This is a genomic window from Neisseria sp. P0022.S010 (assembly GCF_051956635.1).
On record NZ_JBQCXF010000299.1, the window covers coordinates 1 to 3,534 of the forward strand.

At 51.4% G+C, this 3,534-nt stretch carries 4 protein-coding genes; 3 read left to right on the forward strand and 1 reads right to left on the reverse strand.

The features are described from left to right. Positions 1–105: 105 nt before the first annotated feature. Positions 106–1,230: a hypothetical protein gene (locus ACTHUT_RS15665; RefSeq protein WP_250599583.1), complete on the reverse strand. Its 1,125-nt coding sequence runs from the start codon at positions 1,228–1,230 to the stop codon at positions 106–108. A gap of 136 nt (positions 1,231–1,366) precedes the next feature. Between ACTHUT_RS15665 and ACTHUT_RS15670 the strand changes: the two genes are divergently transcribed. The 3 genes from ACTHUT_RS15670 to ACTHUT_RS15680 all read left to right on the forward strand — a co-directional run. Continuing rightward, positions 1,367–1,933 (forward strand): NADPH-dependent FMN reductase, encoded by a 567-nt coding sequence (locus ACTHUT_RS15670; RefSeq protein ID WP_070829674.1) that lies wholly within the window; start codon positions 1,367–1,369, stop codon positions 1,931–1,933. A gap of 146 nt (positions 1,934–2,079) precedes the next feature. Then, on the forward strand, positions 2,080–2,757 hold the full coding sequence (locus ACTHUT_RS15675; RefSeq protein WP_250599581.1) for a response regulator: 678 nt from the start codon (positions 2,080–2,082) through the stop codon (positions 2,755–2,757). Positions 2,758–2,786: 29 nt separating this feature from the next. Beyond that, a partial coding sequence (locus tag ACTHUT_RS15680) for a histidine kinase dimerization/phospho-acceptor domain-containing protein (protein WP_440419004.1) occupies positions 2,787–3,534 on the forward strand: 748 nt, incomplete at its 3' end.

The following is a 3,534-nucleotide window of genomic DNA, read 5'->3' on the forward strand; positions in this document are numbered from 1 at the left end:
CATCAGGCCAACTGATAAAATACTTTTCAACTTCATTGTGTTACAAAATCTTATAAATTCTTACGAGGTACTTAGGCCGTCTGAACGTTTCAGACGACCTTTTATTTATTTCTGATGCGCTTTCAAACGCAAAGCAAACATGACGACCACAACACCGACAACCAAAGCGCAACCCATCGCCAAATGAATACCATCCAACATTGCCTGTTGCGGCATATCTGCGCTGGAAAGTTTCTCACCGATATTGGTCGCACCGACAAAAAACGCCGCACCGATGGCACCGGCAATCGGGTTGATGGTAGTCAGAATAGCCGCACCGTGCGGATTAAGTGTTTTCGGCAACGCGTTCAGACCATGAGTTTCGCCGGTTACACAAGCAGACACGGAAAGCGCCAACAGCGTAAACATCGCCGTCAACATTACCACTTGCGTATCAATCCGCAGAAACAGCCACAATACCGCCAGCGACACCACCAGCATCACTGTTGCCGGCAAGACGACAAAACGTCCGCCCTTTTTGTCCAACAATTTGCCAAACAACGGCGCGGCAACCGCTTGGGCAATACTCGCAGGCATCAGGATCAAGCCGGTTGCCGTACCGGTCAGCATCAGCACTTGCTGCGTGTACATCGGCACCATCAATTCCAAGCCCAAGAACAGGAATATCGCACCGGCCAAAATCACAACGCAATATCCGAACTGTTTGTATTCAAACGCACGAAGGTTCAACAACGGCGTAGCCAAACGGAATTGACGGTGCGCAAACCAACCCACCAGCACAACGGAAGCGGCAAAGAGCAGGATAAATTCCACCAACGGCATATGGGCAAAATTACTGCTCGCATAAACCAGCCCGCCGAAGCCCGCAATCGACAGCACAGCCGACAACATATCAATTTTCGGACGGCTGATGTTGCTCAAATTGACCGTCAAATATTTGCCCACCAGCACCATTTTGCGCGTTTCAAACCATTGAATCACGCCTGCCGTAATCGGCGTAAATGCCCCCATGACCAGCAAAAAACCCGTCGTCAGCCATTGAACCGTGGTCTTATCGACACCAAAATCCTTCATAATCGGCGTGAGTGCGACATTCAGCAACGTGTCATTGAGATAACCGAAAAATGCGCCGATGAATAAGGTGGCGACAATGGTTTTAGCAGGAAAGTCGGGATTGTCGGCATAGTATTCGTGTGCCGTTTCGCCCTCTTGTGAATCAGAAGCGTGCATAATAATTTGAAATATCAGCGAGACCGTTATTTTAGCATAAACCATTTTGACAGGCCGTCTGAAACCTTGACCGCTTCCCCAGATAACACTAAAATTTAGAATTGTTTTCATTTTTATTATTAAACAGGAGAAAAGCATGTCAAAGAAAGTCAGCATCTTGGTCGGCAGTCTGCGTAAAGGCTCGTTTGCACGCAAAATCGCACAAAACGTCATTCCCATGTTCCCCGAAGGCTACGAAGCGCAAATCGTCGAAATCGGCCATTTGCCTTTGTACAACTTCGACTACGACGATCCTGCCGTTACCGACTTCCCTACTCCGTCCAGCTATACCGAATTCCGTGAAACCATCAAAGCCTCTGCCGGCGTATTGTTCGTGACTTCCGAAAACAACCGTACTGTCCCGGCCTGCCTGAAAAACGCCATCGATATCGGCTCCAAACCCAATGCCGATGTTGCCTGGAAAAAAACACCTGCCGGTATCATCAGCCATTCAGTCGGCAAAATGGGCGGCTATAGCGCGCAAAAAAATCTGCGCCTTGCCCTTTCGTATTTCGATATGCCGCTGACCGGCCAACCGGAAGTGTTCCTCGGCAACTCGCCTACCCTGTTTGACGACAACGGCCAGCTCATCGAATCCGCGCGCGGCTTTGTTCAAGGCTATATCGACCAATTGGTCGCCTTGATTGAGAAAAACCCTAAATAATCGGGATTGAAGCATACAGGCCGTCTGAAAAACAAAATTTCAGACGGCCTCATCTTTTGCAAAAAATCAGTTTTTCGACAGTTCCTAAATTTTTACTAATTGAGTGCAGTTATAATCACTATCCACCCACCCTCCGGAGAACTTCCATGCGCGTATTATTGGTTGAAGACGATGCCATGATTGCCCAAGCCGTCAGTGCTAACCTGAAAGACACCGGCTACGCTGTCGATTGGGTCAGCCGCGGTTCAGAAGTTGCCGCAACAGTGGCGGCGCAGGCATACGATTTGCTGCTCTTGGATTTGGGTTTGCCCGGCAAAGACGGTTTGGACGTATTGGCGCAAATCCGCAGCGGCGGCTGTACCGTCCCTGTCTTAATCGTGACCGCGCGCGATGATTTGCACAGCCGCCTCACCGGCCTAGACGGCGGCGCAGACGACTACATCGTCAAACCCTTCGACATGGCGGAACTGCAAGCCCGTATGCGCGCCGTATTGCGCCGACACGGTGGGCAGACGCAAACGCTGCTGAGCAACGGCATCATCACGCTCAACCCTTCCACCCATCAGGCGGAAGTGGTCGGGCAGGAACAGGCCATCATGCTCAGCAACAAAGAATTTGCCGTCCTCCAAGCCCTGCTACTGCGTCCGGGCGTGATTCTGTCGCGCAGCGATTTGGAAGACAAAATCTACGGCTGGGGTGAAGAAGTTGAAAGCAACGCCGTTGACTTCCTAATTCACGCCTTACGCAAAAAACTCGGCAAAGAAGCGATTCAAAACGTCCGCGGGGTCGGCTGGCTAGTTGCACAAAACAACCAGGCCGTCTGAAAAACCAAAACAACACCAACACACAAACCATGCAACGCCTTATCCACACCATCAAACAATCCCTGCAAGTTAAGATCAGCCTCGCCCTGATCTGTATGCTCCAGCCCCTCTCCATTCTTGCAGGCATATTTTCATATTACGATACTTATCACGAGACCCAAGAGGTTCAAGACGACCTGTTGCGCCAAGTCGCGAACTATCTCGACCCGAGCGATGCCGATGACGAGAAGCACTCGCTCGACAACGACAACAAGATTTCCGTTCAATTTCCCAATACGCCCAACCCCATTGTCAGCCTGCCTGAGCAGATTTCAGACGGCCTGCACACCATTCAGGCTGATGACGACGACGATTACTACCGCGTTTATACCCGTAATACCAAGCAAGGCCGCATCGCCGTCATGCAGGAAAGCGACTACCGTGAAGAGCTGGCCGAAATGGCCGCCGTGCAGAGCATCCTCCCCATGCTCCTCGCCCTACCCCTGATTATCCTACTCACCGTCTGGATTACCCACCGCGCCATGCGTTCCGTCAAAACCCTGTCCAACGATTTAGAACAGCGCCAAATCAACGACCTCTCGCCGATGGACACGCAAGACATTCCCAGCGAAATCCAAGGCTTTGTCGTCGCTATCAACAACCTGTTGCAGCGTACCGACGAAAACGTCCGCCAACAGCAACGCTTTATCGCCGATGCCGCACACGAATTGCGCAGCCCCATGACCGCCCTTTCCCTTCAGGCAGAGCGGCTCAACAATATGCAGCTGTCCGCCGAAG